25 protein-coding genes, 1 tRNA gene and 1 riboswitch are annotated in these 25,793 nt (G+C 29.2%); of the genes, 10 read left to right on the forward strand and 16 right to left on the reverse strand.

Annotation, left to right across the window (positions count from 1 at the left end):
- The first annotated feature begins 284 nt into the window (after positions 1–284).
- From HMPREF3186_RS01590 to HMPREF3186_RS01595, 3 genes are all read left to right on the forward strand, one after another.
- Complete coding sequence (locus HMPREF3186_RS01590; protein ID WP_060913620.1) at positions 285–2,480, forward strand: virulence-associated E family protein; 2,196 nt, start codon at positions 285–287, stop codon at positions 2,478–2,480.
- Positions 2,481–3,107: 627 nt separating this feature from the next.
- Complete coding sequence (locus HMPREF3186_RS08970) at positions 3,108–3,257, forward strand: hypothetical protein (RefSeq protein WP_156438952.1); 150 nt, start codon at positions 3,108–3,110, stop codon at positions 3,255–3,257.
- Between the two features lie 135 nt (positions 3,258–3,392).
- Positions 3,393–3,689, forward strand: a complete 297-nt coding sequence (locus HMPREF3186_RS01595; RefSeq protein ID WP_060913621.1) for a hypothetical protein — start codon at positions 3,393–3,395, stop codon at positions 3,687–3,689.
- Between the two features lie 2,300 nt (positions 3,690–5,989).
- On the opposite strand, the gene HMPREF3186_RS01600 is transcribed toward HMPREF3186_RS01595, so the two are convergent.
- The 3 genes from HMPREF3186_RS01600 to HMPREF3186_RS01610 all read right to left on the reverse strand — a co-directional run bounded on the left by HMPREF3186_RS01600 (position 5,990) and on the right by HMPREF3186_RS01610 (position 8,936).
- A complete protein-coding gene (locus HMPREF3186_RS01600; protein ID WP_060913622.1) occupies positions 5,990–6,262 on the reverse strand; it encodes a VldE C-terminal domain-containing protein in 273 nt (90 codons plus the stop codon).
- Positions 6,263–6,409: 147 nt separating this feature from the next.
- Positions 6,410–7,777: a CAP domain-containing protein gene (locus HMPREF3186_RS01605; RefSeq protein ID WP_060913623.1), complete on the reverse strand. Its 1,368-nt coding sequence runs from the start codon at positions 7,775–7,777 to the stop codon at positions 6,410–6,412.
- 436 nt (positions 7,778–8,213) lie between these two features.
- Positions 8,214–8,936: a metallophosphoesterase gene (locus HMPREF3186_RS01610; protein ID WP_060913624.1), complete on the reverse strand. Its 723-nt coding sequence runs from the start codon at positions 8,934–8,936 to the stop codon at positions 8,214–8,216.
- A gap of 195 nt (positions 8,937–9,131) precedes the next feature.
- On the opposite strand from HMPREF3186_RS01610, the gene HMPREF3186_RS01615 reads away from it, so the two are divergent.
- On the forward strand, positions 9,132–9,971 hold the full coding sequence (locus HMPREF3186_RS01615; RefSeq protein ID WP_060913625.1) for a TehB-like domain-containing protein: 840 nt from the start codon (positions 9,132–9,134) through the stop codon (positions 9,969–9,971).
- A 45-nt stretch (positions 9,972–10,016) separates the two neighbouring features.
- On the opposite strand, the gene HMPREF3186_RS01620 is transcribed toward HMPREF3186_RS01615, so the two are convergent.
- Positions 10,017–10,520: a GNAT family N-acetyltransferase gene (locus HMPREF3186_RS01620; protein WP_060913626.1), complete on the reverse strand. Its 504-nt coding sequence runs from the start codon at positions 10,518–10,520 to the stop codon at positions 10,017–10,019.
- A gap of 140 nt (positions 10,521–10,660) precedes the next feature.
- Positions 10,661–11,119 carry a low molecular weight protein-tyrosine-phosphatase gene (locus HMPREF3186_RS01625; protein ID WP_060913627.1) on the reverse strand — a complete coding sequence of 153 codons (459 nt, stop codon included), beginning with the start codon at positions 11,117–11,119 and terminating at the stop codon, positions 10,661–10,663.
- A gap of 160 nt (positions 11,120–11,279) precedes the next feature.
- On the opposite strand from HMPREF3186_RS01625, the gene tehB reads away from it, so the two are divergent.
- From tehB to HMPREF3186_RS01645, 4 genes are all read left to right on the forward strand, one after another.
- Positions 11,280–12,143: an SAM-dependent methyltransferase TehB gene (tehB, locus tag HMPREF3186_RS01630; protein ID WP_060913628.1), complete on the forward strand. Its 864-nt coding sequence runs from the start codon at positions 11,280–11,282 to the stop codon at positions 12,141–12,143.
- A gap of 63 nt (positions 12,144–12,206) precedes the next feature.
- Positions 12,207–12,295, forward strand: a riboswitch (TPP riboswitch).
- Between the two features lie 80 nt (positions 12,296–12,375).
- Positions 12,376–12,933 (forward strand): ECF transporter S component, encoded by a 558-nt coding sequence (locus HMPREF3186_RS01635; RefSeq protein WP_060913629.1) that lies wholly within the window; start codon positions 12,376–12,378, stop codon positions 12,931–12,933.
- Positions 12,933–14,303, forward strand: coding sequence for an ABC transporter ATP-binding protein (locus HMPREF3186_RS01640; RefSeq protein WP_060913630.1), 1,371 nt, complete (start codon positions 12,933–12,935; stop codon positions 14,301–14,303). Before HMPREF3186_RS01635 ends, HMPREF3186_RS01640 begins: the two co-directional genes overlap by 1 nt.
- Positions 14,284–14,940, forward strand: coding sequence for an energy-coupling factor transporter transmembrane component T family protein (locus tag HMPREF3186_RS01645; protein WP_060913631.1), 657 nt, complete (start codon positions 14,284–14,286; stop codon positions 14,938–14,940). Before HMPREF3186_RS01640 ends, HMPREF3186_RS01645 begins: the two co-directional genes overlap by 20 nt.
- Positions 14,941–15,001: 61 nt before the next feature.
- Here HMPREF3186_RS01645 and HMPREF3186_RS01650 read toward each other — a convergent pair.
- Positions 15,002–15,098: transfer RNA gene (locus HMPREF3186_RS01650), tRNA-Sec, on the reverse strand.
- Positions 15,099–15,326: 228 nt separating this feature from the next.
- Between HMPREF3186_RS01650 and HMPREF3186_RS01655 the strand changes: the two genes are divergently transcribed.
- Both HMPREF3186_RS01655 and HMPREF3186_RS01660 read left to right on the forward strand, forming a co-directional pair.
- Positions 15,327–15,779 carry a LytTR family DNA-binding domain-containing protein gene (locus HMPREF3186_RS01655; RefSeq protein ID WP_060913632.1) on the forward strand — a complete coding sequence of 151 codons (453 nt, stop codon included), beginning with the start codon at positions 15,327–15,329 and terminating at the stop codon, positions 15,777–15,779.
- Between the two features lie 6 nt (positions 15,780–15,785).
- Positions 15,786–16,469 (forward strand): LiaF transmembrane domain-containing protein, encoded by a 684-nt coding sequence (locus HMPREF3186_RS01660; protein ID WP_060913633.1) that lies wholly within the window; start codon positions 15,786–15,788, stop codon positions 16,467–16,469.
- A 44-nt stretch (positions 16,470–16,513) separates the two neighbouring features.
- Here HMPREF3186_RS01660 and HMPREF3186_RS01665 read toward each other — a convergent pair whose 3' ends face one another.
- From HMPREF3186_RS01665 to HMPREF3186_RS01710, 10 genes are all read right to left on the reverse strand, one after another.
- Positions 16,514–17,092 carry a TVP38/TMEM64 family protein gene (locus HMPREF3186_RS01665; RefSeq protein ID WP_060913634.1) on the reverse strand — a complete coding sequence of 193 codons (579 nt, stop codon included), beginning with the start codon at positions 17,090–17,092 and terminating at the stop codon, positions 16,514–16,516.
- Positions 17,093–17,102: 10 nt separating this feature from the next.
- Positions 17,103–18,593, reverse strand: a complete 1,491-nt coding sequence (locus HMPREF3186_RS01670; protein WP_060913635.1) for a TIGR04282 family arsenosugar biosynthesis glycosyltransferase — start codon at positions 18,591–18,593, stop codon at positions 17,103–17,105.
- A gap of 123 nt (positions 18,594–18,716) precedes the next feature.
- Complete coding sequence (locus HMPREF3186_RS01675; protein WP_060913636.1) at positions 18,717–19,565, reverse strand: rhodanese-like domain-containing protein; 849 nt, start codon at positions 19,563–19,565, stop codon at positions 18,717–18,719.
- A 218-nt stretch (positions 19,566–19,783) separates the two neighbouring features.
- Positions 19,784–20,515: a rhodanese-like domain-containing protein gene (locus HMPREF3186_RS01680; protein ID WP_060913637.1), complete on the reverse strand. Its 732-nt coding sequence runs from the start codon at positions 20,513–20,515 to the stop codon at positions 19,784–19,786.
- 222 nt (positions 20,516–20,737) lie between these two features.
- On the reverse strand, positions 20,738–21,451 hold the full coding sequence (locus HMPREF3186_RS01685; RefSeq protein WP_060913638.1) for an HAD family hydrolase: 714 nt from the start codon (positions 21,449–21,451) through the stop codon (positions 20,738–20,740).
- A 223-nt stretch (positions 21,452–21,674) separates the two neighbouring features.
- Positions 21,675–22,214, reverse strand: a complete 540-nt coding sequence (cysE, locus tag HMPREF3186_RS01690) for a serine O-acetyltransferase (RefSeq protein ID WP_060913639.1) — start codon at positions 22,212–22,214, stop codon at positions 21,675–21,677.
- Positions 22,214–23,122 carry a PLP-dependent cysteine synthase family protein gene (locus HMPREF3186_RS01695; protein WP_060913640.1) on the reverse strand — a complete coding sequence of 303 codons (909 nt, stop codon included), beginning with the start codon at positions 23,120–23,122 and terminating at the stop codon, positions 22,214–22,216. The genes cysE and HMPREF3186_RS01695 overlap by 1 nt, the downstream gene beginning before the upstream one ends.
- A 282-nt stretch (positions 23,123–23,404) precedes the next feature.
- Entirely contained in the window at positions 23,405–24,286 is an 882-nt protein-coding gene (locus HMPREF3186_RS01700) for an RluA family pseudouridine synthase (RefSeq protein ID WP_060913641.1), read from the reverse strand.
- Positions 24,279–25,091: an NAD kinase gene (locus HMPREF3186_RS01705; RefSeq protein WP_060913642.1), complete on the reverse strand. Its 813-nt coding sequence runs from the start codon at positions 25,089–25,091 to the stop codon at positions 24,279–24,281. The genes HMPREF3186_RS01700 and HMPREF3186_RS01705 overlap by 8 nt, the downstream gene beginning before the upstream one ends.
- Positions 25,072–25,638, reverse strand: coding sequence for a DUF402 domain-containing protein (locus HMPREF3186_RS01710; RefSeq protein ID WP_060913643.1), 567 nt, complete (start codon positions 25,636–25,638; stop codon positions 25,072–25,074). The genes HMPREF3186_RS01705 and HMPREF3186_RS01710 overlap by 20 nt, the downstream gene beginning before the upstream one ends.
- Positions 25,639–25,793 lie beyond the last annotated feature (155 nt).

Below are 25,793 nucleotides of genomic sequence, written 5' to 3' on the forward strand. Positions count from 1 at the left end.
TTTGTTCATTCCTCTTGTAGGTGATATGCGGAATAAAAATAAGTGAAAGTTGTTGAATATCTTGAAGAGAAAAGAAAAAACTCTATATATAGATACGTAACAAACTATAAGATATGATACATAGTCAATGACTAAAATATATATTTTTAATATTTGTCAGTCAGTCAATCAACAGTCAGTCAATCAATAATAATGTTAGCTAAACTTTGTTACATTGAATGCTTTAACTAGACTTACATTTCTATATAGAGCAAATAAAATAAACTTAGAAAGGAGTTGTTAGTTTGATTTATAAACAAATTGGAACAACTACAAATAAACTTACTAAAGTACACCATAAACTATCACCTTTTGAAACCATAGCAATAACGCCGATAGACATCATAGAAGATACGGAAAACAAAGAGAATTATAAACGTTATAAAGCTATTCAATTCGTAAGTGGTGAATTTAGCGAGGAAGAGAAAAAGCCAATCATTAGGAATAACGAGAATTTATATTATAGAGATTTAATTATAATTGATATTGATGAAATAGAACTCAACAGTAATCAAGCAATTAATTTAATTAAATGTGAACTACAGGAATTTAAATATTTATTGTATGCTACTCTTAACCATACGGAAGATAAACCACGTTTTAGGCTTGTTTTAGAGCCAACAAAGAAAATGAATGAGAATGAGTATAAAGCTACTATAATTCATGTTATGGCTTTGTTAAATATGAATTTTGATGAACATAGCTTCACATGGTCACAACCTCAAGGAGCACCAATAACCACTAAAAGTAATAGTAATAACTATGTTTTCATCAAAAAATTACAAGGAAATAAATTTCCAGTACAACAGCCAAAACAAGAATATTTTCAATACTCTAATACTTATGAAAACTATTCAATTTCTCATGATGAAGCTATACAAAGAGTAAAAGAATACACTGAAAGAGAAAGTAAAAATCTAGAGAAAAGAAGTAATTTTATTTCTTGTATTATGGTACTTTGTAAAGCAGTTACAACAGGTGAAATAGAATATGTTACGGGGCTTGAATGTAGTAGACTATTAGCAAATATTCCTAACAGTTTCCCAAAATGGGAACAAGAAAATCAACAAATGTTTAATGAAGAGCTAAAACGCTCTAGAGGTAACGTAAATTATTTTAAAACAAAATATAGTTTTAAAGAAAAATTTTCACATAAAAATAAAAAAACTAAGAAGCAAGATAAAAAGAAAGGTGGAACAATTTTGATAGAATTAACAAACTCAATCAAACAAATAAGAAATATTAAGTACAATGAAATGACAAATCTAATTGAAATAGAGAAAGACGGTTGTTTTAAAACTCTAGAAAATAGAGATATACAACTATTAAGATTGAATTTATCTGAAAAAAAAAACACAACATTTTCTACAGATGATATTAAAACCTCTATATATGGAATTAGCGAACTAAATAGATACCATCCTATTAAAGAACTTATAGAAGCTGTTCAATGGGATGGAGTAAAAAGAGCGGAAAAATTCTTTATTGATTGTTTAGGGGTTGAAGATAACGAACTTAATAGAGAAGTTACAAGAAAATGGTTATTAGCTTGTATTACTAGACTATATGAAAAAGGGCGTAAATTTGATGAAATGTTAATATTGTTCGGTGGTCAAGGTATTGGGAAAAGTACCACTCTTGAACGCTTGGCATTAGATACATTTTATACAAAAGTAACTGGTAAATTGAGTAATGAAACTATTCTACAAACTTCAAAAACATGGCTAGTTGAATTGGACGAACTAAGCACTTTATTAAGAACACCAAGTGAAGAGTTTAAAGCGTGGTTATCTTCAAGAAAAGATACTACTAGAGTACCTTACGAAGCCCAACCGCTAGACTTTGAAAGAGGGTTTATAGTATTGGGAACAACTAACAACAAGAAGATATTGAAAGATAATACAGGAAATCGTAGATTTTGGATATTAGACTGTAATAAAGATAATATCAAGACATCTATTTTTAGCTTAACTAAACAAGATATACTTCAAGTATGGGCGGAAGTTAGAACATGGTATCTTAAAAATGAAAGTCTTTTGTTAAGTCAAACAGCTAGAAAGATGATGGAAGAAAAAACAGAAAACTATGTTATACCTATTCCATTTACTGATGAAATAAAGAATATTACTAATATGAAATTTCCTCGTAACTGGAAAGAAATTATACACGGTAAACACAAGTATAGGTTACATAGATACGTTACTGATATGTTAAACGCTGGAACAAGTACAGAAGATATTTCACAAGATGTATTGTTAGATGATATTACTACACAAGAACTTTTCTTCTTACTAACTGGTAATTATAGAACCTTTCTAAATGGTTTAAAAGCTACTAAAGATTTTAGTAACGTTTTTAATATGTTAGATAATTGGAAATCTTCCAAAGCCATTTCACGTGGTGAAAAAAGAGATTTGAGGGGCTATAAAAAAATCAATTAAAGATGGCGTTAAAGAACATTTCAAAGTTAGTAAACGCCACCTATAAAATGTTATAACATCAGTATTTAGGACGTATTGGACGTTTAAGGCATTTTTTCATATATTATATATAATAATAAATATATATAATATAGTATATATTATATTCCTACTAATACGAACCAAAAAAACGTCCTAAAACGCTGTAACGTCCTAAGCCTTTCATATCAAGGATGAATAAGAGCCGTTTAGATGAAAATCAAATGGAGTTTTAAACGCCCACTACAAATAGTTTGAGGATTGTTATGTAATAATTAGAAAATATTACACATCAACTTTATTGAATAAAGAAAGATATTACATAATTAATAAAAATAGCTTTTCAAGAATGTTTTTCAAAAATTTACAATAATATATTTAGAAAGAAAACTAATCAAGTTAAGATAACAAGATTAGTTTTCTTTATTTTACTATTATTTCAAATGCTAACAGCTTTTAAGAGGTTGAAAGGTATTAATTTTATCAAAATAAAATTAGAATGCTTATACACCTTTTAAATGGCTCTTAATTTTAAGAAAAGAACTTGAAACAGAAAAATATATAGTATATCATTGAATTTCAATATTAAAACAAAGAGGTTAACTCATTATGAATGAAAACTCACCAAAGCAATATGATATTGAATGTTTAGAAGATATACACGATTTAATAATAATGAATGAGTATGAAGAAAGAAAAGCAAATAATGAAGTTGAATATATAACTTTTGAAGAGATGAAAGAAGTACTTGATATATAGAGTTTATTGCTAAGAACAAGTACTGATTTAAGTTTATATTTCTTACTACATTTAACTAAAAATTTCTTGTAATTACATAAAATATTATTTACAATAAAGGTATAAGATAACATTTTTAAAAGGGAGTAGATTTATATGTTAGAATTAAAGATATTTTATAAAACTGGTGTAGAAACGTTTTATTGTACAAATTATAACGCTATGTTAGATACAATATCAGATGAAGTAAGTAACAATATTATAGATGACTTGCTAGCATACATTGAAGATATTACTTTACTTGAGAATAAGGGAGTTATGAACGAACAACTATTTAACAAGTATTTACGTAGACTGAAAGAACAGCAATACAAAGAAATAATATTACTACATCTTGAGAAATTAGGGTTAGATTATGAGATTAATAAATTAAAACGTTCTGAATATAGATAATAAAATTTTAGTAACGGCTATTTGAGATAATTTAAAATTATTAGAAATGAAAACTTGTGAAGATTAAAAAAATTCTAGTAATTAAGATTAAGTCAAATAGCCCCTTTTTTATCATCTTTAAATACGGTATTTAATTTTTAAGTACTCTAGAGCCTTGATATACTTGACTTTTTAAAAATACTCTCCGAAAACTCTCCGAAGTTAGACGAAAAAAACTATTTTTTGTTAAAAATCATTTTAGAAACTGAAAAGCAAAATAGAAATATTTTAAGATAAACAGATTTAATTGCTAGTAAAAATATACACATTCAAAAGCTAGATATTTTAAATACTGGTATGTGCATTTTTTACACATACCATACTACATTATTTATTTTAGTGAATTAAAAGAGATTAATATAAATCGTATAGAGCTAAGTTAATATAGGTTGGTGCATTTTGCACTAACTTTATTTTTTAGTTTGTATATTTTTATAAAGAAATTAAATATTAAACCCTCTGTATATCTTTTGTATGCTCTCTACTCTAGATACAAACCTAGTAATCATACAAGGTACATTGATTATACTGGAGTATACAAGAGCTTGTTTATTTTATGTAGTTCTCTATAAAAGGTATTTATCTTAAAAGAATATCTAACAAAGAATTACAAGAGTATTGATATTCAAGAGAAGTAATATTATATGGTGATAATTGCTTCGCTACATTAATGCAAGAGGTAGCTAAGTATATATACTAATCATATACAAGTAATTAAGATTATGTATAGATATCTAAATAAGTTGATTAATGGTATCAGATACTAGAGGATAAGCAACACTAATATATATTCATTCGGTTATATCATATCATTATATATTCATAGATAGCTAACTAATGTAGATTGATATGTACTATATACTGTTGGGCTTATTCCAGTTACCTAATCACCTTATACCATATGGCTATATACTTGATACAAGTATCATGATTGAATAGGTTTGTTGTAAGTGATAGATAGATACATCAAGTAATTAGTAACAATGAACTAAGATGTAAAGATAATATGAAAGTAGATTAGATTAATATGTTATCAATGAATGTAATATGATTATGAAAAGAATATGTAAAAGATTAAATAATTTAAACAAAAGAATAAATATTAATTTGTTTAATTGTATTTAACATTAAAGATGAAAGATAGAAAGATACAAAGATACAAAGGTATGAGCCAAGCCAAGGGCTAAGGATAGCATAAGGATATATTACTATAAAAGGTATGAGGTATACTTCCCTTAATTGAGAAGACCGCCCCCCCTATTAAAAATCTCAAAAAATAAAAAAACTTAAAGACCAACCTGCCCTCATTCATTCACAATGGCACAACCTCGCTAACCATTATTGGAAAAATAAAGACAAAAAAAAGAACCTCTCATTTAATTTTGAGAAGTCTTCTAATATTTGCTAAACTTATTTCTACAGTAATTATAAACCATTAAAAATAAAAAATCAATAGGTTTATTTCTTGAAATTCATCAATGATAAAATGTAGTTAAAAATACTTGCTGTAAATTTAATAAAAAGAAAAACGCTAAGGGCTGCAACCCAAAGCGTAAAAAATAAACATATATCTGCAAAGATAGGTAACCTGTACCGCCTATCTTCCTTAAAATTATTATAACATATACTTCTAAAGAATGAAAGTTATAATGTAGTTACAAAAAATAAAAAAAGCCTAGTGCCGAACACACTAAGCAAAAATAGAATTCATTCTTTAAGTGGGCGTGTTCCCGCATGCTCCACCTTTTAAAAATATCATATCATATACTCTTAAAGAATAAAAGTTATGATATAGTTAAGCCTAGTGCCACAAACACTAAGCTAAAATAACATAATTTACTTTAAAGTGGACGTGTTCCCTCACGTTCCACCTTTTCAATTATTATATCATAGCAATACATAGCAAGTAAAACGATATACTAGAAATAATCAAAATTCTTGTTAAACTACTTTAATTTAACAAGAAAAAACAGATAGCAAAATACTACCTGTTATCTCATTTATTTATAGAACTACTGGCACTTATTTTATGTGTTTTTGTTTCCGAAAACTCTCCGAACTCTCTCCGAAAAGTCTTGAAATTTGATATTGTATAGAAATCTATTTCTTTAATATATCGTTATTATATCAACGGTTAGAAGTATTTTATATTAAAGTGAAATAGTATCATTATCAAAAGTATTATTTAGTTTTTTAATGTAAAAATAGACAACTAACTTAGAATCAATTTCATCTGTTAGTTGTCTATAATTTTTTATATTTTATTTTACGAAACTCACGTGTACGTGATCATAGTGATTAGCAGTTGCACCACCACAATCCGGCATTAAATTCCATGTGTTCGCTGGATCATAAATGTTATATTGTGGCATATAGAATCTTTGTTTCCAAATAATATAATATACACCTAATTCATTCATATTTTTAGTCAGATATTCTGCAAGTTGATCTCCTTGTGCCGAATCTACTGGAACCATAAAATCGACTGACATACCTGTTCCATGCCCAGTTCCATCATCACCCTCTCGATACATTGAGAAACTAGTTATTCCAAATTTCTTAAATTATTTACTTAACAAAATTCTCATCATAATGCTATTAATAAAAACAACAAACTTGTAACATAAAAACAGCTAACTAAGATTACTTAATTAGCTGTTAATAAATATTCAAATTAATTATTAAATGTAAGAATTACCGTCTAAGAATTTTCCAGGAGTTGGAGTTGAACCATTATACCCTCCTGTGTTATCTTGATGTTGTACTAAGAATACTTGACCATTAACTATTTTAACTCCCACACCTACTAATGATGAAGTATCTGAAAGAAGTGTATTTCTGTGTCCGTATTTATGAGCTGGTGTTAGGTTATGCTCTTCAGTGAATAATTCTTTTAATAAATTATAAGCAATTTCATCAATCGTTCCAGAATCTCCTACTTGAACTACATTGTACAAGATATTATCCGCACCTGGGAAACCTGCATTTCTAGCAGCCTCTTTTTCTAGGTTAGTTGCTGTTCCATGCACTCCAGCATGCACTCCACCATTATTTGCCACGTAGTTAGCACGAGCTGCCGTTGCTGTATTTAATGCTACGTTTTCTGCTAACTGTTTTTTATTGTTATTACCACGTAATTGATTTAATTGTCTAATAAACGATTGTTTAATTTGTTCTTCTTTAGTTCCAGCAACTGGTGTTGTAGCTGTTGCTTGATTAGTTTGTTTAGTCACTTCAGTTTTAACTTCAGTTTTTGTTTCAGTTTTCGGTGTATTTGTCATCACCGTGTTTACCGAAGTTACTGGTGCAGTTGCTACAGGTGTAGCCACTAAATTCGTCAGGTTAGCCGATGGTTTTGTACCTTCAGGTGTACTAGGTGTAGTTGATGGGGCTAGATCTCCTGTACTTGGTTTAGGTGTTGCAGCTGGTTTTGCAGTATCTGCAGGTTTAGTAGTTTCAGCTGGCTTTTTAGTTTCTGTAGCTGGTGCTGAAGGTTTTGGTTGTTCCGTTTTAGAATTCTGATCTTTTTTCAAATCTTCAATACTTGGAACGTTTGTTGGTTTATCATATTTTTCTACTATTATTCTTTTTTTAATGTCATCATTAGCTTTTTGTTGAGCTTTTACTTCGTCTGTTGCTACTTCATAACTAACTGAAATTTTGAATGTGTGTCCTGCTAACTCAGTTACAGTGTTAAATGATTCTTTTTTAACACCAGTGTGAGGCAATTTTCTTGTAGGAGCTTGTGCATTTAAATCTAATTCTACTACAACCTCTTCTCCTGCTTTAATGATGTCTCTTTTAATTAAGAATTCAGCTTTAGTTTCAGTTGTAATACGAGCTACTACATTAGCTACCTCTTTGTCTGCTACTAACTTAGCATAGAAGTGTCCTTCTTTTTCATAAACACTAGCTTTTACATTCTTCACATTTACATCTACAGCTGCAGGTTTAACGTCGATAGCCTTAGTTGGAAATGCAGTCACACCTGATAATAATACTAGACCCGTTAGTACCTTACCAGTTAATTTTAATCCCTGTTTTTTCATTTGATATCTTTCTCCTTATCAATATTCTTTAATAATTATTTCTCCTATATTATAATTCATTTTCTTCCTCACAATCAATAGATTTCTGATTTTGTAATACAAAATACATTTTGTAACAATTTAGAAATATTAAAGAATCTTCAATTACTTTATTTTTATTATTTACTTAAAATGCTTACTTCAAACTAAAAATAATTTAAACTTCTATAATCATTATTAAAACAGCTTTTTATATTTAAATTTTAAATATACTTTAAAACTAAATTTAAAGTATATTTAAGGTTTAGTCAGTATAATTATCACATAACTAGTAAATAGTTATAAACTTCATAAACTTTCCTTTTCTATAAGAGACCGAGACAAATGTGCTCGGTTTTTTTTTTGACTAAACTAAAAAGATGAACAGATATAGATTCTACCTATACCTGCTCATCTTTTATTTTTTATAAATATCTTCTTTTAATATAGCGCTTTGTTTTACCGTTAAACTACTTCCATCTATTACTACTATGTTTAACTTTCCTCCATATACACAGCCACCATCTATATTAAATCTATTTTCTTTTTCATCATAATATGGTTCTTGTTTTACTGGACTGTGTCCATGGAATACAATTTTATTGTATTTGACATTACTGCTTAAAAATGGTTCTCTTATCCAAATCATATCTCTGTGTGTTTGATTCCAAAAATTCTTCGTAAAATCTACACCGGCATGAACGAAATAATAATCTGAATTTTCGTATCTTGTTGGAAGGTTCTTTATCCACTTTCTCAAATGCTTATGTTCAGTAGCAAATTTCTTAAAATAAATACCTCTAGTTTCAACTGTAGCTTCTGGGTAAAATGATTGTAGTGTTGTTAAACCACTATTTCTAAAATAATGATCCTGTCTTACAGAAAGATTACTACCATATCTCGCTTCTTTTATGGCCAAATTAAACATATCTTCATGATTTCCTAATAGAACTACATGATGAGGAAATTCTTGTTGCAAGTTATAGAAAAATTCCCAAACTAACTTTGTGTTCTTTCCTCTATCACACATATCTCCCAGACAGATTAACTTATCATGCTCTCTATTAAATTCTACCTCGTCTAATAATTTTTTCATTGTATAAAAACTTCCATGAATATCTGAAATCACTATTGTTCTCATAAAAACACCTACTTTATTAATCTCTTGTTTCTATAATAAATCAAAATAAAGAACTTGTAAATAGCAATACTCTAACATCACTAATGATATAGTAATGTTTTTTATACTATATTTAGATAGTTGTTTCGGTTATCATTTTTAATCAAGCATCTCACATGATATAATGTTAGTAAATTATCCAAAAAGGAGCAGCATATGGAAAGTAACTTACTTTGTTTTAAACGTACACCTATTCTTACTGCTCTCTCTTTACCTAAAATTTATAAAGAGGGCTTCTTTACAGAAAGTGGAGTTTGGACAAAATTAATTATTATAAAAGGTAAAATGAAATTTGCTTTTCTTAATTTAGAAAACAAAATTATTAGACGATATTCACTAAATTCCAAAAGTGAAGTTGAACTTATTAAACCTCTCAGTGTTTTTAAAATTACACCTAACTCTACGGATTTACAATTCAATCTAGAATTTTATTGTTCGCGTGAAGACTATTTCTATAATAAATATAATTTTAATTATCCTCATCTTGAGGTTGTTAAAGCAACAAAATTTATAGAGCCATGTAAAACATTAGATCTTGGTGCTGGTAAAGGGCGAAATTCTCTATATCTTTCATCATTAAACTTTAATGTTACGGCAATAGATTATAATGCTGAGTTTTTACACGAATTAACAGATATTTCTATTAAAGAACAACTAGATATAAATGTAATTGACCATGATATTTCAAAAGCTAATATTAAGGGGAGTTATGACTTTATTTTCTCTACAGATGTTTTCATGTATTTGAACCCAACAAGAATTCAAAGTATTATTACTAACATAAAACAACAAACACACCTTAACGGTTACAACCTAATTGTCAGTGCATTAAATGCGACAAGACACGGTCGCCCTCTAATGCCTCTTCCTTTCACTTTTATTGAAGGAGAACTTAAGGAATATTATAAAGATTGGAAAATCATCAGTTATTCTGAGAATATTACAGCTTCTCCTTATCCATATGCTATGATACTTGCTCAAAAAGTGTCAGAATAAAAACTAAACCCCACAAGACTTTTCATTTTCTTGTGGGGCTTTCTTCTATTCAATATTTTCTCTAATATCTTTTTGATACCAAACTACATCATACCAACGATTAAATTTATAACCTACTTTCTCAAAGTGAGCTACTTTTCTAAATCCTCTTTTTTCATGGAAAGAAATACTTCCTTCATCTGGATAGGCAATACATGACGTCAATCTACATATCCCTCTGTCATAAAGTTGTTTTTCAAGTTCAGAATATAACTTCTCTCCAACACCTTTACCACGAGCTTTTTCATCTAGATAGATTGTAATCTCAGCTGTCCATTTATATGCATCTTTCGGATAAAACTCACTAGCATAAGCATATCCTAGTATATCATTTCCTTCTGTTGCTACTAAAAACGGATATCTTTGTATAGCTTTCGAAATTTTCTCTTCAAACTCATGCACACTCGGTACTGTATAATCAAAGGTAATGGCTGTATGTTCTACATATGGTTTATAAATATTTACCAACTTCTCAGCATCTTCTAGTTCAACCGTTCTAATATTTATCATGATTTTCTCCTTAAATATTTTCTCTTACGAAATCAATAATTGCCTTAGTAGCTTCTTCTTGTTGAGCTCTTCAAAACTTTTCCTACTCCAATTCCTCCTTGCGTGTAATTTAATATTAGTACTTATCCTATTTTGTCTCATTAAAGATTATCTTTCTTAATTTTATCTAATAAAGCCGTACATCCTTTAGTTACATCATTGAATGTTGTTTTGAAATCTCCTGTATACCACGGATCATCAATAATTCTATCTTCTCCGGCGTATTCTAATAATTTTTTAACCTCTCCTGTTTCTCTACCTGCAATAAATTTTTTAATATTTTCTATATTGCTGTCATCCATTCCTACGATATAATCTGCATCTAGGTCATTATCGTTTAAAATACGAGAATACATCCCTTCTACACCGATACCAATTTTAGCAAGTTCTTTTCTAGTTCCACTGTGAACTGGATTACCGTGTTCCCAACTACTTGTTGCAGCTGAATCAATCAGGATTTTTTCACTTAAACCTTCTTTTTCAACCATATCTCTAAATATCGCTTCTGCCATAGGTGAACGACAAATATTTCCTAAACAAACGAATAACACTTTTACCATTTTTTCAATACCTCACTTATATTTATTATCTATCTTATTATAACACAAAGAGATTAATTCAACATAATAAAGACACAGGTGCTAAACTCCCCTACTATTTTATTTTTATATTTTAAATGATATAATTAAATTAAACTTAACAACCAATAAGGAGATTAGTATGACAAAAAACTTAGTATGCTATAAACGATTACCACTTTGGACAGCCGAAACACTTCCTAAACCATTTAGGCAAAAACACAACACTAGAAAAGACGTCTGGGCTAAATTAACTATTCTTAAAGGAAAACTCCAATTTACAGAATTAACTGAAGATAATGAAGTTGTGAAGGAGCATATATTTACACCCGAGAGTAATATTCCATTCGTGGAACCACAGGCATGGCATCGTGTCTCACCTTTATCAGATGATTTAGAATGTTTCTTAGAGTTTTACTGCGAACCAAAAAATTATTTCAAAAACAAATACGATATTAACCCTGCTCACTCTGAAGTAGTAGAAGCCCTGAAGACTATTAAACCTTGTAAAACATTGGACTTAGGATCTGGACAAGGTCGAAATTCTTTATTCCTTTCTAAACTTGGTTTTGAAGTGACTGCAGTAGATAATAATATTCCTGCTTTAGAGTTTTTAATGGAAACATCAAAAATCGAAAATTTAGACATTAAAATAGGAAGCTATGACATAAATACAGCAGCTCTTAGAAATACCTATGACTTTATTCTTTCAACAGTAGTTTTAATGTTTATCGAAGAACAATCTATACCTAATGTTATTAAAAATATGCAAGACCAAACTAATATAGGTGGCTATAATTTAATAGTAGCCGCAATGTCTACTGACGATGCACCTTGTCCACTTCCCTTCCCTTTTACTTTTAAAGAAAGTGAACTAAAAGAATATTACAAAGACTGGAAATTTATTAAATATAATGAAGATTTTGGACAACTTCACAAGACTGATGCTAATGGTAATAGATTTAAACTGCGTTTTGCTACTATGCTAGCTAAAAAAATTAAATAAATTTTTTCTGTAAGCTACTTTTTTGACACCGTTATCAACTCATGTTATAATTTTAACTAATCATTAAAACATTTGGGGTGCTTTTTGCTGAGAATATACCCATAGAACCTGATGTTGTTAGTACAGCCGTAGGAAAATGTTTATTTTTTATCAAGTCTATTTTAAAGTATATATATAATTTAAAAATACCTCTTGTTGTTTTAATGAATACAAATAACAGGAGGTTTTTCTTATGAAAAAATGGTCTACAAAGGACATAATTATTATAGCTTTAATAGGTTTCTTATTCGGAGGGATATTTCTTGCAACAAGTTTGGTTTACGTTCCATTAAAAGCTGCTCTTGGAGCAGTAGGATACGCACCATTCGCTAACTCAATATTATTTGGATTATGGGTAATGGCTGGGCCGGTTGCTGCAGTACTTATTCAAAAACCAGGTAGTGCTACACTTGGAGAAGTTCTAGGAGCATTAGCTGAAATGCTATATGGTTCATACTTTGGTGCTGCAGTTCTTATTTCTGGTTTAGTACAAGGGGTAGGCTCTGAGGTTGGTTTCTTAGCTACAAGATATAAACGCTACGATACATTTTCACTATTCCTTTCTGCAGTGGGTATTACGCTACTTAGTTTCGCTTACAAATATTTCCAAGCTGGATATGAAGCATTCTCTGTACAAATGATTCTTGCACTTCTTTTAGTGAAATTTATCTCTGTATTTTTCTTCGGAGTTATCTGCGTTAAACTAATCTTGAATATCGTAAATAAAGTACAAAACAGCGAGAATAAATAATGAATATCATAGAAATCGATAATTTTTCTTTAAAAATTAAAGATACAGTCTTATTTGATAACGTTAGTTTAAAGATAAAAGAACATAGTTGGTTAGTTTTAACTGGTAATATTGGTAGTGGTAAGTCTACCCTACTTCGTACTATTTGTAAATTAAATAAAGAACATTATGAGGGAGTAATTACTTATAAAGGGAAAAATATTGTTGATATTCCTATGCAAGAACACGTTAAAAATATTGGCTATGTCATGCAGCATGCAATTAATCAGTTTGTTATGCCTACTTTGGAAGAAGAAATAATCTTTGCATTAGAGAACCTATGTCTAGAGCCACAAATTATTGATGAAAAATTAGACTACGCTTTGTCTATTACAAACACTCAAGAAATTTCTACTAAGCATATCCATACATTATCTGGAGGAGAGCGTCAACGAGCTGCTTTTGCAGTAGCATTAGCTATGGGGAGTGAAGTTTTAATTTTAGATGAGCCATTTGCCAATGTCGATAAGAAGACTCGTAATTCTCTATTAACTCTTCTGAAAGACTTAAACAACCAGGGTGTGACTATAATCGTGTGCGACCATGAGCATCATCTATACTTGAACTATGCAGATACCTTTACTTATCTTTCTGATGGAAATTTAGAGTTAATAACAAATCCAATATCTAAAAATTCTAATGTGAAATTGTACAACAACACTCACTCTGAACAAATCTTAAGACTAGAAAACATTTCTATACAACAAGGGAATAAAGAATTATTAAATGTCGATGATTTCCATATCTTTAAAGGAATTACGACTTTAACAGGAGATAATGGAACAGGAAAAACAACATTATTACATGCTATTTCACAATTAAAAAAATACGATGGAAAGATATACTTTAATGAAGAAAAGGTAAAAAAATCAAGAAAGTTATATAAAAAAATAAGTACTTGTTTACAAGATGCCTTTCAACAGTTTATTAGCTTGATGCCTCGTGAAGAGATTTCAATGCAAAAAGATATTTGGGAGCATGCCACCTTATGGCAAGAAAGACTTTTAAAAGAATTTGATTTAGAAAAAGAGCTTGATAAAAGCCTCTATTATTATAGTGGAGGGCAACGAAAACTTATTCAACTTATGTGTTTATTAAGCCAAAAAACTGAACTATTGCTTCTTGATGAACCCTTTACCCATCTTGATGAAAGAGCCTGCTCATTTATAATGGATTGGATTGAAGAAAATAAAAGACTTGCTGGACAATCATTTATTATTGTCAGTCATAGATTAGAGCCTTTAAATAATAGGAGCGATTATCATATTGAAATTTCAAATAATACGCTACATCATATAAAGGGGGATAATTATGGAAAAGAAAATAATTAGTCCTACTCTTGCTTTAATAGTATTATTGTTAACTATTTGGATTTCATTTAGCAAATTATTAGTTCTAAATTTTGTAATTATAGGTTTAACTATTCTCTATTTTTGTCTATCAAGATACTGGAAAAAGCTACTGTATTTCATACTAGTACCGCTATTACCTGCATTAGGTTCTGCTTGGGCTATTATTGTTCATAGTTCAAATTATAAATTTGCTCTATTAATTTTTTCTAGGACATATAGTTTTGCAGCCTTAGGATTGATCACAGCAACATATATTTCACTTGTAGAATTACTAAAATATTTTGAACAACATGGACTTTCTTCAAATATCGTATACGGACTCTTAGTAGTAATTCAAGCATTACCAAGAATACAATATGAAACTCAAATGATTACAAAATCTAGTCGTCTTCGTGGTATATTTTTACCATTTTGGTCACCTTATTATTATGCTAAAGCTATATTTATCGCGTTAACTTGGCAACCTCAAATATCCGAGGCGATGACAATCCATGCTTATGAAGACTTCAAAGCTCGAACACACTATAATAAATACACTATCGATAAAATCAAAAGTCTCTTTATTATAGTACTTTTCTCAATAGTAGTAATACTTTTATTAATCATAAATAAATAAAAAGATGCCATCATGGATAAAACCCATGATGGTATTACTATGTTCAAAAAATAAAAAAAACTGGCGGGAATGTGTGGGAATCGAACCCACCCAAGAGGCTCTTAACCCCTCATACTAGTTTTGAAGACTAGAGAGCACACCAGAACTCATCCACTCCCATGTATGTTTATATTATACAATAAATACAATAAAAAATCAAGATTATATGTTAACGTATTCAGAACGCTTTACTTTCATTTTTAATTTAGCTTCTGTCTAATATTCCAAAAGAAACAATTAAATTATTAACCACTTGCTTCCTATTTTTTACCACTTACCTAAAAGCTATTAATTTTTAAACTGAAATAATATATAATATAACTATAAACATTTAGAAAGGTGACAATATGAAAATTAATATCGAACTAGATTCAAATCTTAAAGAAATTGAACTAGTTATTAAGACCCCAGACTTAAATAGTGATGTCATCTTAATTAAAGAATTAGTTGAAAAAGCTATAGTTAATTCGCAAAAAATAGTTTTCTATAAAGGTGATTCTGAATATTTCATTCCTCTAGAATCTATTTTATTTTTTGAAACCGATGATAATAAAGTCTATGCTCACACTACCGATAAATTTTTCGAGGTTAAATTCAAATTATATGAATTAGAGCAACTTATTCCTTTTTACTATTGTCGAATTTCTAAGAGTTCAATAATAAATACAAAAGCAATTTATTCACTAGAAAAATCTTTTTCTGGTTCAAGTACCGCTTCTTTTTCTAATTCAAAGAAGCAGGTCCATATTTCAAGACACTACTACAAAATATTAAAAGATAAATTAAAAGAAATGAGGTAAAAATAAATGAGAAGAAGTTTTATTGGATTATTTTTTATAATCCTTGCGGTAACTACTTTACTTGATGGATTTAGTATTTTTCCAAACGGATCAATCTTCTTAGCTATATGTACTGTTGTACTAGGATTTTTCGCTATTCGTGGCTTAATGGATTTTGATTCATTTGGAACTATCTTTCCTCTAGCATTATTATTCTATGTATACAATAAAAATTATCACTTTGCTGATATATCAGGTGGAAAAATATTCTTTATTGCTGTTTTTCTTAGCTTAGGTATCTCTATGTTTGTCCCTAGAAAATATAAATATAGAGAATTTAAAAGTTTTTACAAAGTAAAAAAACATCAAAAAATAAAAAATGGTAATGATTTTTCTGATGTAACATTCGGAGAAAATGTTCAGTATGTAGATATAACTAAATCTGATTCATTCTCTGCTTCTACAACATTCGGAACTACTACTATCTACTTTGAAAAATTAGATACTTATCCTATTAAGAACTTTGACCTTAATGTTTCTATTTCTTTTGGTAATCTAAAAGTGTATGTTCCAAAAGAATGGGCAATCGAGAATAATACAAATAACTTCCTAGGAAAAGTTCAAAAACATACTCACAGCATCGGGAAAGATGTTAAAATTATCCTAAATGGTTCGGTAACATTTGGAGAAGTTGAAATAATTCATGTATAAAAATAAAACTCTCAAGAATTCAAGAAATCTTGAGAGTTTTATTTTTAGTTATTTTCTACTTTTTTTTGCTGTTCTCTTTTTTCTACTAACTTAGATAAATAGATAGAACCTACAGTCAATAAAATTACTAATAATGAAGCAATTAAAAATTCTTTACTGAAGATATTTGTACTAGTAGCTCCGAAGTTTAAGAATACTACAGTTCCAGGGATAATACCAAGCACACTTGCTATCATATATTTTGATAAACTGATATTAGTTAGACCATATCCGTAGTTTATCATATTATATGGTACTAAAGGTATTAGTCTCAGTATTACTAAACTCATCATTAGTTTTTCATCACTAACATTAAAAATTCTATCGTGTTGCTTAGGTGTCATTTTTTTCTTAAGGTAGTTTTTCACCCATTCACGACCGAAACGACGTGATATTACAAACATAATATAACAATTTAATGAAGCTCCAACGAAAGTTAGTAGACTTCCCTCTACAAAACCAAACGCTACTCCTCCAGCAACAGCAAGTATTGGAACCGGAAAGAAAAATACCGGTAAGAACATAAACATTAATACATAAATTATCGGTGCTAAGACACCAAAACTCTGAATAAACTCCGTCATTACTCTCCTCCTATTTAAAGTACGCTGATACTTTTTCTAAAAATTCTAATTCAATATATGACGCTATTTTTTTAAATGTAGTGTCATCCATCAGCATTTTATCATTTTCACTATACTGTCTAAATGCCATGCTACACCAAGTAACTCCTCTTAGACAATTAAATATTAAATACCTCTCGAATCTCTTTCTATCGAAATTTCTATAATTCCCATATTCTTCTAAAAAGTCATTAATTTCAGTTTCTGATAAAATAATATCAGTTTTCCAAAATGTCGTTGTCGGTGCTAGAAAATGTGCTAAATCTTGTTCACATTCTCCTATTAATGCCTTCTCCCAATCGATAACATAGCTGTCCTCTTTTCCTTCACCTATTAAGAAATTTCCTGAATTTAGTTCAGTGTTTATAATACACGGATTAGCAATACTATACTTTTCAGGTATAAGTGTCAGACACTTTTCTAAGAATCTATTAATATAAGAACTAACTTTCTCATCGGCTTTGTCCCAAGCTAAATACTCACCTGCCATTTGTTTACATTCATCAAACATAAGTTGGAATGGGTTGGCTGCATTGATTAAGTTATTGTCTCCATATGATGTATTATGAACCTTACTTAATAAATAAGCTGCAATATGCATATCTGTTTGGTAATTAAGTGGTCTTCCTTTTAAGAATTCCATTGTTAAATATTTATACGGTAATAAATTCGTCTCTGTTACTAAATCATAAGGTTTCGGTGTAACTCCACTATCTTTCAACAATTGTAGCGTTTCGTATTCATATTCTATTTGATTTTCAAGATTCATCTGGCTCTTCATATTTATTCTGAGAACCTTTTTCAAATCTCCTTCATCAAAGGTAAAGTTAATATTATACTCCCCTGCACCTAATAACTTAATATTATTATAACCTGTCTCTGCTAATAAAAGGTCTTCTTTAGTATCGATATCTAAGCCAGCTTCTCCTAGATAATAACTTAGCTTTTGTTCATTACATACAGTAAGTAAATTCTCTAACACGGTGTTATCCCCATAGCTTGGAAGATCAAAAACTTCTTTAATAGCTTTTTTCATACCTATTAAAAAATAACCACCATCAACACTTGGATTTATAATGACATCATACTCATCTAATTTTTCAAACGCAGCATGAATCATATTTTCTTGAAGATTATAGATATCTGAACCTAATAAAATTACCTTATCACTAGACTTTAACTCCTCATCAATTGCGTTATACATTTTATCACCAAGTGTTTCACCTACTTGATAAGAAAATTCTCTATTTTCTAAGATATTCTCCATCACTTTATCATCAATGCTTTGACCATCATGATAGACTACTATTTCTTCCCCACACTCTTTTAAAACATTATAGTTTTTTTTCATTAATTTTTTTTGAATTTCTACAGCAGTATCCGGAGATACAAAGTCATATAACCTTGTTTTCGTTGTGCCTACCTTCGGTACCCTTGTAAAAAATATTATTCTGTTTTTCATCTCTGAAATTTTCCTTTTTTAAAATTTAGGACTTTTGGGTCAGCCCCCTATATAAAAAGGGAAACTCAACTATAAAATTTCTAATTGAAATTACTATTTTGAGTCACCCTTTTACTTTATATATTAATGTTTGTGTCCAGCATGATCATCTTTCTTTTCTTCAGAATGATTATGTCCAGAATGGTCTTCTTTCTTCTCTGAAGAATTACTGTGTCCTTCATGTTTCTCTGAACCTTTTACTGCATCACTTGGATCTTTACAACAGTCAGCAATTTCAAATTTATAACTAAATTCTTTAGTTCCATCAATTGCATTAAAGACATTTTTATATCCTAAGTCAACTAGTTTTTGAGCTACTACAGATGAACTGTTTCCAGTATTACTATAAACATATATAGGAACCTCTTTATTTTCAGGTAAAATAGACTGTAAACTATCTAATTTATTTACATCGATATTCTTAGCCCCTGCACCATGTCCTTTTTCAAAATCAGCTTTATCTCTTACATCTAAAAATACATTATTTGCTGCAGTATCTAATAATGCATCCTGAAATTTACTTCCACTTAGTGACATATATTTTACAAGATCATAGCTGAAATCTTTTACATTTTGGGCTCCAGATACATCTTTAAATCCTTGTTTTGTAAGTTTATCTATAGCATCTTTAGTTTTATCAGATTTATCGCTATAAACAACAACTTTTTTCTCTCTCCATTTACGGATTTCTTCGATACTCTTATCTATTTTTGATAATGGAATGTTAATTGCGTGTTTAAGGTGACCTTCTTTATAAGACGCTTCATCCCTAATATCTATAACAAGATAGTTTTCTTTTTCCTTATCGTCTTTTTGGATTTTATTTAACTCCTCACCTTTTAATTCTTTTGCAGATGAGGTAGTTGAACATCCCACTAAAGTTAATGATAAGATTGCTGACATACTAACAGCTAAAAATTTATTATATTTCATTTATTTTTCTTCCTCTCCTTATTTAATAAAAGACAAGGTGGTACTTAAATATTTAATACATTTAGGTATACCTCATCCCTTATTAGTATAACTTAAAAATAGTTTTTTTTCTAATAAATAATATTATTTTTTACTCATTTTTTAGAATATTTATATTTTTTTAAAGTAACTTTCTTTTTTATTTCTTACTAGAACTTACTCTGAAAATTTACAATTTTTTAAAATTTATATTCATGCTCTTTTGTTCCATCCCAAGCATTATAAACATTTGTATATCCTAGTTCTACTGCTTTTTGGGCAGCTTTAGATGAACGATTTCCACTATAGCAATAGGTGTAAACTGGTGCATTTTTATCAGTTGGTAATAATGCTGCTAAGTCTTTATCAATATTCTTAACGTCGATATTTTTAGCTCCAGCTACGTGCCCTTTTTCATAGTCTTTTGCTTCACGAACATCGATAAATGTCCCCTCTTTTTTATCAATTGCTGCTTGGAATTCATGAGCAAGTAAAGTAGTGAATTTAACTATTTCATAGTCTTTATAGTCTTTCACACCTTGAGCATTAGAAACTTTTTTAAATCCCGCTTTTACAAGTTTATCAGCAGCCTCTTTACTTTTCTTACCAGTATTGCATATTGTTACCACTTCTTTATCTTTCCATGCACTTAGGTGCTCTGCGTGTTTTTCAATATCAGCTAATGGAATATTAATAGCGTGTTTTACATGCCCTTCTTTATATTCATTAGCATCCCTTACATCGATAACAAGATATTTTTCTTTTTCTTTGTCATCTTTTTCTATTTTATTCAGTTCCTCCCCTTTAAGTTCTTTTACTGCAACAGTCCCATTACTGCTGGTCGAAGTACTATTTGAAGCCGAAGAACACCCTACTAATGATAAAGACAATACAGCAGCCATACTGACAACTAATAATTTATTCTTTTTCATAAATTTATCTCCTTTGTAATAGCTTTCATAAATAGTATAACAAATTCAATAAATTCAATCAACAACACTTCCCAAGATAACAAATAATTATTTTACTTTTTACATTGTATTTTAATTTACATAAAAATATAATAAAGACCATAATTCACTAGTAATTATAGCCTTTATTATACACCTTATTTTTTTTATACTTTCGTTATATTCAGAAAAATAATAATATTTTTACAGTTTATTAGTTTCTAACTCTGTAAAAAACTGGATAATGTTTTTAACTTTATAACCTGTATAATTTTCTAACTCATCATCAAAATGCCATTTTCTTTCTATTAAACAAGTTTTCATTCCTAGTTTATTTGCTGGGTTTATATCATAATGTAACGAATCTCCAATCATCATAGTTTCACTAGCCACTATCTTTTCCTTCTCTAAAACATTAATAAATGCTTCTGCTTTAGGTTTACTAATATGCGTTTCACCTGAAATATACAGTTTAAACATATTGTCTAAACCAAGTTTCTCAATTTTTCTTCTTTGTTCACAAGATTTCCCATTAGTTAAAATTATCATTTTATATTTTTTATTTAATCGCTTTATCCACTGATTTACTTCTTTATTAGGTTTAATTGACTCCAAGATAAATTTGAATTGTTTTTCATAATAAAATTTACAATCTTCTTCTGTAAGAATAATTCCAAATTTCTCTAAGGTTAGCTTTAATCGTGTATTCCTGATTTCCCTTAGCTTCATATTCCCCTTTAAAACCTCATCAACCAGCATATTGTTGATAGCTTTATAGTGTTTGAAAAACTCTTCATAACTTGCTATTCTATCATATTTTAAATATTCATATACCTGTTTGTTAGATTTTTCCCAAATAATACTAAAATCATATAGAGTATTATCTAGATCAAAAATTAAATTGTTTATCTTAGTCATCAATTTCACCTCCCTAATAAAAATTTATTTTAACTATTAATACGTTCTCAATATTATTATAACATAAAATATAAAAAATAAAGGAGCTAATATCTAAAATTACGATTTTTAAGAAATCAATTAATTAGATAGCTCCTTTATTCTTCCATTATTAAATATTTAATTATTGGATTCTTATTAATTTAAAAGTAAGCAACTGCAGATGCTTCTATTGTTTTTTATTTTAAATCTTAGTTTGCTCAGATTCTAGATACTTTATAGCTGGTCTTGCTTCATAGACAATTGTCCCATCAGGAATACTATGCTTAACAACTGCATTTGCACCTATTTTAGAATTTTTACCGATTGTAATATTTCCTAAAACTTTTGCTCCAGCACCTATCATAACATTATCACCTATCGTTGGATGTCTTTTAACTGGATCTAATGTTGTCCCACCTAAAGTAGTTCCGTGGTACATCGTCACATTATCACCTATTACTGCTGTTTCTCCTATCACTACCCCCATACCATGATCAATAAATAAACCTTTGCCTATTTTTGCTCCTGGATGTATTTCTATACCTGTCTTTCGACGCGCCCTTTTCGATACTAAACGAGCAGTTGTATGCCAGCCCTTTTTATATAACTTATGTGCAAAGAAATGATAATTAAGAGCTTTTATATGAGGATATGTAAGATATATCATAAGTTTAGACTCAGCTGCAGGATCATCTTTCAAAACTCGATTCAAATTATAATTTAAATTTTCAAAATAACCCATTACACTTCTACGTGTGTAACATCCTCGAAATCAAGTACTGATAAATACTTATCTACTCCATCTGGTAAGATTGTTACGATATTTTTTCCTGGATATTTCTCAGCAGCTTTCTTAGCTCCAACTATTGCTGCACCTGAAGAAATACCTATACCTATACCTGTAGAGCGTAAGAAGTTTTTAGTTTCTTCGATTGCTTCTTCACTTGTAACAGTGTATACATCATCCATGTACTCTTTTCGGAAGTTTTCTGGAATAAATCCTGTCCCGATCCCTTGGATTTTGTGTACTCCTCCACGTCCTTCGCTTATAGCTGGTGATTCTGCTGGTTCTACAGCGATTGCTACAACTTCTGGTTTTTGTTCTTTCAAATATCTTGCTACACCAGTAAATGTTCCTCCAGTACCAACACCTGCAACAAAGATATCAATATTTGGAACTTGTTCTAAAATTTCACTTCCTGTTGTTTTGTGGTGATACGCTGGGTTAGCAGGATTATCAAATTGACTTAAAGAAATTGCATTGCTGTATTTTTCTCGAATTTCTGCAGCTTTTTCGATTGAACCTTTAATACCTAATTCTTTAGGAGTTAAAATTAGTTGTGCTCCATACGCTTTGATAATATTACGTCTTTCAATACTCATACTTTCAGGCATGATTATAACAGCTTTTAAGCCTAAAACTGAAGCTAAAATAGCCACAGCTATACCAGTATTTCCACTAGTCGGTTCTACTATAATAGTATCTTTATTAATAGCACCTTGAGACATAGCTTCTTCTAACATACCTAGTACAGCTCTGTCTTTTACACTTCCTCCTAAGTTATATTTCTCTAATTTCACGAAAATATTTGTGTTATCTAGTTGATATACGGGTGTGTTACCCACGAATTTTAATGATGTCGAAATCATAAAATCCCTCCTCTTCTTCTGACTTATTAAAATAACTTTATTATTTGATTTTGATTATATCATATTTTCTTACTGAAAATAAAGTAATTAAACTAACCTTTTTTATCGTTTACATAGACCTAATACAACTTAAATTTTAAAAAATATGAGAATAGTAACATTGAAAATTATAAAATTCTAATTTTTCAGCATTCTTTTATGAATAATTATTTATATAAATTACTACAATTTTTCCAAAATAAATCACTAAAAAATTAATAAAAAAACATAACAAGTAAATAATTACTCATTATGTTTAATTATGTTAATCATATCTTCTGGTAAATCTGCTCTTACATTCACTACTTCGTCAGTAATAGGATGAATAAATTTCAAATTCGTACAATGGAGAGCTTGTCTAGATATATTGCTTACATCTCCACCATATAATTCATCACCAAGGAGAGGGTAGCCTTTATATTTCATATGTACTCTTATTTGATGCGTTCTTCCAGTATAAAGCTTTAGTTTAACAATACTGATACCTTCTTCTGAAATATACTCTTCTAGCCAATATTCAGTCTTAGCGAATTCTCCACCTTCTCCTACTTCACGCTCTATAATGCTAGAACTAACTCGTCGGATAGGAGCTTCGATAGTTTCATTATCCTTTACTTTTCCATTTACCAAAGCAGTATAATACTTATCTATCTTAAGATTACTAAACAATGCATGAATATGTCTATGTTTAGCTATTAACACCAATCCTGACGTATTCTTATCAAGACGTGTTACAATATGAGGAATTGTATTAATATTTTTCTTCTTAAAATAGTAATTTACTATCTCAAGAAGTGATTCATCTTCAAGGTTTCTAGATGGTATTGAAGGTAGATTAATCTCTTTATTTACAATTAAAAAATAAGGATCCTCGTAAACAATATTAATATCTCTATTAATAAATCTAACAAATTCACTAAAATTTTCACTCGGTAAAGTAATCTCTACAATATCATTTTTTTTCAGAAGATATCTAACGTTCTCTTCTCTACCATTTACTTTTATACTCCCGTCACTATCAAACTTTATTCTTGTTAAAGTTTTTCTAGAAATGTTATTTTCTAATAAAAACTCCCTTAAAATTTGTTCTTCTTTAATGGTATATTTTAAAACAATATTAGTCATTTTTAATAAATGATCTCTTTACTCTTTGCCAGAAACTATCTTCATTATAGCGAATAAAAGAAACCTTCTTATCCTTTGCTAAAGTTATTTTTATTTTAGCTACACTATCATAATTATAATGCATGTGATCTACGGTAATACGATGATTTTCCGGACTCATAGGTTTAATCATAAGCTCATCATTCTGAGATAAGATTAATGGATTCCCTAGTGTTCTATAAACAAGATTATTTAATGCTGCTATCTCTGTTACCTGATACAATGGTAATTGCGGGTGAATTACGGCACCTCCTAAACTCTTATTATAAGCTGTTGATCCAGTTGGCGTACTTATACATAAACCGTCACCTCTAAAACTTTCGAAGTGAACACCATTAATATAAACTTTTGCAGCATACGTTACACCTGTATGATTATTTACAGTCACCTCATTTAAAGAATAATAGTCAGAAACCAAATCTCCATTAGAACAATATGCTTTAACTCTCAATAACGGATATTCCTCAATTTTGGGAATCAGAGCTAACATATCAAAGAATATTTTCTCATAGTTTTGTACTGAATAATCAGTATAAAAACCTAAATGTCCTGTGTGAATTGATAGAAATTTCACTGTATCTAACTTATCCATGTATTTATTAAAAGTACGAAGTACAGTTCCATCTCCACCAATCGCAAAAACATAATCTGGATTTTCTACATCTTCTGTCAAATTACTAGATAATAAAAATTCTTTTAATTGCAAACCTATTTTTTCTGAAATTTCATCATGTCTTACTTCGACACTAAATTTTCCTTTTAACATTTTGATCTTCACCCATTATTTTTTCATAGTTTTCTAACCATACATCAGCAAAATCTGGTGCAAATGCTCCATGATTTTTATCGATCCATTCTTGAAGTTTATTTACATTATACTTCAAAATTTTATCAATTTTTTCACCATACTTATAACGTACTTTATTCTGATTGTATTCATCTTCATCTAATAAGAAATATTTTCCATCAGGATATTTCTTTATATCTAAATCATAATCAATATATTTTACCCCGTCTACATCATATGCAAATGGACTACTTAAATTTGAATAATAATGAACTCCATCTTCCCTAAACATACAAATTATATTAAACCAACATTCATTGTGAAAATATACTAAAGCTACTTCTTTAGTAACCCAGGTTCTTCCATCATTTTCAGTGACAAGTGTTCTGTTGTTAGCTAAAATCAGAACTTGTTCATCCGCTTCTAGTACAACATTTTTATGCCAAATTCTATGAATAGAGCCATCATGTTTATATGCTATTATTTTAACTACATCGCCTTTTTTAGGTCTTTCTCCTCTGTACATAGTGCCTCCTTTCATACTCTTTTTTTAATGTCTTTTTAATTATAACATATTTAATATATTTCATTCTACTGTAATAACAATTTTTTTATAAATTTCTCTATTCATTTTCTATAAATAATATTAAAGGCTCTTTGTCAAGTTCGGGGCATGGAAAA

Source organism: Gemella haemolysans (genome assembly GCF_001553035.1).
GTDB classification, from domain to species: domain Bacteria; phylum Bacillota; class Bacilli; order Staphylococcales; family Gemellaceae; genus Gemella; species Gemella haemolysans_B.

Bases quoted from the DNA above. Each gene is read 5' to 3' on its own strand.
- HMPREF3186_RS08970 (WP_156438952.1), top strand. From the start codon at position 3,108: ATGAATGAAAACTCACCAAAGCAATATGATATTGAATGTTTAGAAGAT.
- HMPREF3186_RS01595 (WP_060913621.1), top strand. From the start codon at position 3,393: ATGTTAGAATTAAAGATATTTTATAAAACTGGTGTAGAAACGTTTTAT.
- HMPREF3186_RS01600 (WP_060913622.1), bottom strand. From the start codon at position 6,262: ATGTATCGAGAGGGTGATGATGGAACTGGGCATGGAACAGGTATGTCA.
- HMPREF3186_RS01605 (WP_060913623.1), bottom strand. From the start codon at position 7,777: ATGAAAAAACAGGGATTAAAATTAACTGGTAAGGTACTAACGGGTCTA.
- HMPREF3186_RS01610 (WP_060913624.1), bottom strand. From the start codon at position 8,936: ATGAGAACAATAGTGATTTCAGATATTCATGGAAGTTTTTATACAATG.
- HMPREF3186_RS01615 (WP_060913625.1), top strand. From the start codon at position 9,132: ATGGAAAGTAACTTACTTTGTTTTAAACGTACACCTATTCTTACTGCT.
- HMPREF3186_RS01620 (WP_060913626.1), bottom strand. From the start codon at position 10,520: ATGATAAATATTAGAACGGTTGAACTAGAAGATGCTGAGAAGTTGGTA.
- HMPREF3186_RS01625 (WP_060913627.1), bottom strand. From the start codon at position 11,119: ATGGTAAAAGTGTTATTCGTTTGTTTAGGAAATATTTGTCGTTCACCT.
- tehB (WP_060913628.1), top strand. From the start codon at position 11,280: ATGACAAAAAACTTAGTATGCTATAAACGATTACCACTTTGGACAGCC.
- HMPREF3186_RS01635 (WP_060913629.1), top strand. From the start codon at position 12,376: ATGAAAAAATGGTCTACAAAGGACATAATTATTATAGCTTTAATAGGT.
- HMPREF3186_RS01640 (WP_060913630.1), top strand. From the start codon at position 12,933: ATGAATATCATAGAAATCGATAATTTTTCTTTAAAAATTAAAGATACA.
- HMPREF3186_RS01645 (WP_060913631.1), top strand. From the start codon at position 14,284: ATGGAAAAGAAAATAATTAGTCCTACTCTTGCTTTAATAGTATTATTG.
- HMPREF3186_RS01655 (WP_060913632.1), top strand. From the start codon at position 15,327: ATGAAAATTAATATCGAACTAGATTCAAATCTTAAAGAAATTGAACTA.
- HMPREF3186_RS01660 (WP_060913633.1), top strand. From the start codon at position 15,786: ATGAGAAGAAGTTTTATTGGATTATTTTTTATAATCCTTGCGGTAACT.
- HMPREF3186_RS01665 (WP_060913634.1), bottom strand. From the start codon at position 17,092: ATGACGGAGTTTATTCAGAGTTTTGGTGTCTTAGCACCGATAATTTAT.
- HMPREF3186_RS01670 (WP_060913635.1), bottom strand. From the start codon at position 18,593: ATGAAAAACAGAATAATATTTTTTACAAGGGTACCGAAGGTAGGCACA.
- HMPREF3186_RS01675 (WP_060913636.1), bottom strand. From the start codon at position 19,565: ATGAAATATAATAAATTTTTAGCTGTTAGTATGTCAGCAATCTTATCA.
- HMPREF3186_RS01680 (WP_060913637.1), bottom strand. From the start codon at position 20,515: ATGAAAAAGAATAAATTATTAGTTGTCAGTATGGCTGCTGTATTGTCT.
- HMPREF3186_RS01685 (WP_060913638.1), bottom strand. From the start codon at position 21,451: ATGACTAAGATAAACAATTTAATTTTTGATCTAGATAATACTCTATAT.
- cysE (WP_060913639.1), bottom strand. From the start codon at position 22,214: ATGGGTTATTTTGAAAATTTAAATTATAATTTGAATCGAGTTTTGAAA.
- HMPREF3186_RS01695 (WP_060913640.1), bottom strand. From the start codon at position 23,122: ATGATTTCGACATCATTAAAATTCGTGGGTAACACACCCGTATATCAA.
- HMPREF3186_RS01700 (WP_060913641.1), bottom strand. From the start codon at position 24,286: ATGACTAATATTGTTTTAAAATATACCATTAAAGAAGAACAAATTTTA.
- HMPREF3186_RS01705 (WP_060913642.1), bottom strand. From the start codon at position 25,091: ATGTTAAAAGGAAAATTTAGTGTCGAAGTAAGACATGATGAAATTTCA.
- HMPREF3186_RS01710 (WP_060913643.1), bottom strand. From the start codon at position 25,638: ATGTACAGAGGAGAAAGACCTAAAAAAGGCGATGTAGTTAAAATAATA.